We start from the raw sequence: 4,900 nt of genomic DNA on the forward strand, positions 1-4,900 counted from the left end.
TCGATCTGCTCCCCGAACATGTACACCCGCGTCTTCAGCTTCCGCAGGCTCTCGATGTACTCCTGGGATGTCATCATATCGTTCTACTCCTCTTCTTACTTGTTCTCAAAGGTGGCGGAACGCTTCTCCAGGAACGCGGTCATGCCCTCCTTCTGGTCGGCGGTGGCAAAGCACATGGCGAACAGCTCGTTCTCCAGGGCGATGCCGTCGTCGATGTCCATCTGCATGCCGCGGTCGATGCAGGCCTTGGAGTACTTCACGGCGATGGGGGCGTTCTTCATAAAGGAGCGAGCCATCTCCACGGCGCCGTTCATCAGCTCCTCGGGAGCGTAGACAGCGTTGGCCAGACCGATCTTCTCAGCCTCGTCGGCCTTGATCATCTTACCGGAGAAGATCAGCTCCTTGGCCTTGGCGATGCCCACCCGGCGGGGGAGGCGCTGAGTGCCGGAGAAGCCGGGGGTGATGCCCAGGCCCACCTCGGGCTGGCCGAACTTGGCCTTCTCGCTGGCCAGGATGATGTCGCAGCAGAGCGCCAGCTCACAGCCGCCGCCCAGAGCGAAGCCGTTGACCGCAGCGATGGTGGGGATCTCCAGCTTCTCAATGCGGCGGAACAGAGCGCTGCCGCGCTGGCCCCACTTGCGGCCGCCGTTCAGGTCCAGGGGCATCTGCTCGCCGATGTCGGCGCCGGCCACGAAGGAGCGGCCCTCGCCAGTGAGGATCATGCAGCCCAGGGTGCTGTCCTGCTCCACCTGAGTGATGACCTGCTCCAGCTCGCCGATGACAGTGGAGTTGAGGGCGTTGAGGGCCTCGGGGCGATTGATGGTGATGATAGCGATATTGTCCTGCTTCTCAAAGCGAATGGTCTGATACATAACCGTTCCTCCTCAGATAATTCTGTTCCGGAGACCCAGGCAAAACAAAGAACGGGGTGCCGCCAACACAGGCGGCACCCCGTTGCTGTCATACGGACAGCGGCGATCTCACAGGGATGTCGCGGCCGTGTTTGACTGGGTCAAAACGTCGTTTATATTCCCTTACTGCTCGTCGGCCATCTTGCGATAGCGGGCATAGCGGGCCTTCAGCTCCGCGATCTCCTGCTGATAGAGCTCCTCCGCGCGCTCGGGGAAGTTGTTCTTCAGGGAGGCGAAGCGGTTCTCACCCATCAGGTAGTCCATGAGCTTATCGGTGTCGGGCTCGGGAGAATCCAGCTGGAAGGGATTCTTGCCCTCGGCGATGCGGCGGGGATCGTAGCGGTACAGGTGCCAGTAACCGGCCTCCACGGCCTTCTTCATCTCGGTCTGAGTGCAGCTCATGCCGGCCTTGATGTGCTGCTCCAGGCAGGGGCAGTAGGCGATGATGATGGAGGGACCGGGATAGGACTCGGCCTCACGGATGGCCTTCAGGGTCTGATTCTGGTCATAACCCATGGCGACCTGAGCCACGTAGACATAGCCGTAGTTCATGAGGATAGCGCCCAGGTCCTTCTTGGCCACCCGCTTACCGCCGGCGGCAAACTTGGCCACAGCGGAGATGGGGGTGGACTTGGAGGCCTGTCCGCCGGTGTTGGAGTACACCTCGGTATCCAGAACCAGCAGGTTCACGTCGCGGTTCTGCGCCATGACGTGGTCGATGCCGCCGAAGCCGATATCGTAGGCCCAGCCGTCGCCGCCGATGGCCCAGATGGACTTCTTGCTCAGGTACTCCTTGTTGTCCAGGATGTACTCGATGTCGGCGTTCTTCTCCACGGCCTCCAGGGCAGCGACCAGAGCGTCGGAGACGGCGCGGGTCTGATCCTTGTCCTCCCAGTTGGCCATGTAGTTGTCAATGGCCTCCACGGCGATGCCGGCAGCCTTCAGGCTCTCCATGCGGATGAGCAGCTCCTTGCGGATGGCATCCTGAGCGTGGAAGAAGCCGTAGGCGAACTCGGCGTTGTCCTCAAACAGGGAGTGCTCCCAGGCGGGACCATGGCCCTCGCAGTCGCGGCAGTAGGGCAGGATGGGGGCGCCGCCGCTGATCGCGGAGGAGCAGCCAGCCGCGTTGCCGATGTACATACGGTCGCCCACCAGCTGGCTGACCAGCTTGATGTAGGTGGTCTCGGCACAGCCGGCGCAGGCAGCGGAGAACTGGAAGTAGGGCTTGGCGAACTGAATGGACTTGACGGTCTTGTCGCTGATGATGTCCTTCTTCAGGTAGGCGTCGTTCATGGCGACCTTGTCGAAGTTCTCCTGCTCGGGCTTCATCTCCTCGAAGGGAGTCATAACCAGAGCGTCGGCGCTCTTCTCGTTCTGGTTGGCGGGGCAGGCGGTCAGACACACGCCGCAGCCCAGACAGTCATAGGGAGAGACCTGGATGCGGAAGGAGTAAGCGGGGGCGTCCTTGCCCAGGCCCTTGGCGGGCACGGTGACGAAGGAGGCGGGCACGCCGGCCTTCTCCTCCTCGCTGAGGAGCACGGGACGGATGGCCGCATGGGGGCAGCACATGGAGCAGCGGTTACACTGGATGCAGGCGTCGGGGTTCCACTTGGGCACCGCAGTCGCCACGCCGCGCTTGGAGTAAGCGGAGGTACCGTTCTCCCAGGTGCCGTCCAGCACGCCGTGCTTCTGGAACACGGAGACGGGCAGCTTGTCGCCCTGCTGACGGTCGATGGGCATCACGATCTCCTTGACGAAGGGAGTGGCCTCGATCTCGGCAGCGGGAGCGTCCACGGCATCGGCCCAGGAAGCGGGGATCTCCACCTTCACGGCGGCGTTGATGCCCACGTCCACAGCCTGGTTGTTCAGGTCAACGATCTTCTGACCGGCCTTCTTGAAGTAGGAGTTGTAGTTGTTCTTCTTCATGTCCTCCACGGCCATGTCCAGGGGGATGACCTTGGTCAGGGCGAAGAAGGCGGCCTGCAGGATGCTGTTGGTGCGCTTGCCCAGGCCAATCTCGCCGGCCAGCTTGGCCGCGTCGATGATGTAGAACTGAGCGTGCTTGTTGGCCAGATCCCGCTTCATCTTGGCGGGCAGGCGCTCACCCAGCTCCTCCACGGACCAGGGGCAGTTGAGCAGGTAGGTGCCGCCGTCCTTCAGATCGGCGGTGGTGTCGTACTTGTTGACATAGGTGGGGGCATGGACCGCCACAAAGTCAGCGGAGGACACGTTGTAAGTAGCGCGGATGGGGTGATCGCCGAAGCGCAGGTGGGACTGAGTCAGACCACCGGACTTCATGGAGTCATAGGAGAAGTAAGCCTGCGCATACTTGTTGGCCACCAGGCCGATGGTGCTGATGGCGTTCTTGTTGGCGCCCACAGTACCGTCGCCGCCCAGGCCCCACAGCTTACAGGCCACCTCACCGGGATGGGCCAGCTCCACTTCCTTGTAGTCCAGGGAGGTGTGGGTCACGTCGTCGATGATGCCGATGGTGAAGTTGTTCTTGGGGTTCTCCTGCTTGAGGTTGTCATACACGGCGATGAACTGGCCGGGAGTGGTGTCCTTGGAGGACAGGCCGTAACGGCCGCCCACCACGCGGATGTCGCCGCGGCCGGCCTGGTTCAGAGCGGTGACCACGTCCAGGTACACGGGCTCGCCCACGGAACCGGTCTCCTTGTTGCGGTCCAGGACAGCGATCTTCTTGACCGTGGCGGGAATGGCCTCGGAGAAGTGCTTGACGGAGAAGGGACGGTACAGATGGATCTGGACCATACCCACCTTGCGGCCGTTGGCGTTGAGGTAATCCACGGTCTCCTTCACGGCCTCGGAGGCGGAGCACATCACCACGATGACCTCTTCCGCGTCGGGAGCGCCGTAGTAGTTGAAGAGCTTATAGTCGCGGCCGGTGATCTTGTTGATCTCGTCCATGTAGTGCTGAACGGTCTCGGGCACGACGGCGGCCTTGACGTTGGCGCCCTCCTTGCACTGGAAGTAGACGTCGGGGTTGACGTTGTTGCCGCGGTTAGTGGGATGCTCGGGGTTGAGGGCGTTGCGGCGGAAGTCCTTCAGGGCCTCATAGTCCACCAGGCCGCGCAGGTCCTCGTAGTCCAGGGCCTCGATGCGCTGCATCTCGTGGGAGGTACGGAAGCCGTCAAAGCAGTGCATGAAGGCGTACTTGGAGCCGATGGCGGACAGGTGGGCCACAGCGCCCAGGTCCATGGCCTCCTGGGGAGAGGAGGACATCAGCATGGCATAGCCGGTCATACGGCAGGTCATGAAGTCGGTGTGATCGCCAAAGATGGAGTGGTGGTTCGAGGTCACCACGCGGGAGGCGATGTGCATCACGCTGGGGAGGAACTGACCGCCCATGGCATACATGGCGGGGATCATCAGCATGAGGCCCTGGGAAGAGGTAAAGGTGGTGGTCAGGGCACCGGCCTGCAGGGAGCCGTGGCAGGTACCGGCAGCACCGGCCTCAGACTGCATCTGGATGACGTCCACGGTGGAGCCGAACAGGTTCTTCCGGCCTTTCGCGGACCACTCGTCCACCTTCTCCGCCATGGGAGAAGAGGGAGTGATGGGGTAAATCGCCGCAACCTCAGTAAAGGCATAGGCCACATGGGCCGCGGCGGTATTACCGTCCATAACGACGTAATTTTTTTTGCTCATAATGATCCTCCTTGTACTACAAAACAGTAGTTTCCAAAGGCCCTATGAAGGGGTCTGTGGGGGCATCAAACGAAAGGGGGAGCACCCGTTCCGTTCAACAGATTCTTTCTCTTTTCCTCGCCGGGGTCTATATATCCCACGTATGTGGATCACTTTCTCTACGGCACACAAGAGAAGATACCCCAGCCGGAGCGTTCCGGCGGGGTCTCTTCTCTATGTGATGCTGCTGTGAAAGGAAAACGAATTACTTGGAGGCCTTCAGGGCCTTGATGGACTCGATGAGCATGGGGGTGACCTTGAAGAGGTCGCCGGTGATGCCG

At 61.5% G+C, this 4,900-nt stretch carries 2 protein-coding genes; both read right to left on the reverse strand.

Annotation, left to right across the window (positions count from 1 at the left end; genetic code table 11):
- Window positions 1-95: 95 nt before the first annotated feature.
- Window positions 96-872 carry an enoyl-CoA hydratase-related protein gene (locus tag I2C21_RS17215; RefSeq protein WP_101690943.1) on the reverse strand — a complete coding sequence of 259 codons (777 nt, stop codon included), beginning with the start codon at window positions 870-872 and terminating at the stop codon, window positions 96-98.
- A gap of 162 nt (window positions 873-1,034) precedes the next feature.
- Window positions 1,035-4,580: a pyruvate:ferredoxin (flavodoxin) oxidoreductase gene (gene nifJ / locus I2C21_RS17220; protein WP_101690944.1), complete on the reverse strand. Its 3,546-nt coding sequence runs from the start codon at window positions 4,578-4,580 to the stop codon at window positions 1,035-1,037.
- Window positions 4,581-4,900: the final 320 nt, after the last annotated feature.

The sequence above is a fragment of the Clostridium sp. J1101437_171009_A5 genome, from assembly GCF_015547905.1.
In the GTDB taxonomy this organism is placed as follows: Bacteria; Bacillota; Clostridia; order Oscillospirales; family Oscillospiraceae; genus Pseudoflavonifractor_A; species Pseudoflavonifractor_A gallinarum.

Coding starts and splice junctions, on each gene's coding strand:
- I2C21_RS17215 (WP_101690943.1), bottom strand. CDS start 872: ATGTATCAGACCATTCGCTTTGAGAAGCAGGACAATATCGCTATCATC.
- nifJ (WP_101690944.1), bottom strand. CDS start 4,580: ATGAGCAAAAAAAATTACGTCGTTATGGACGGTAATACCGCCGCGGCC.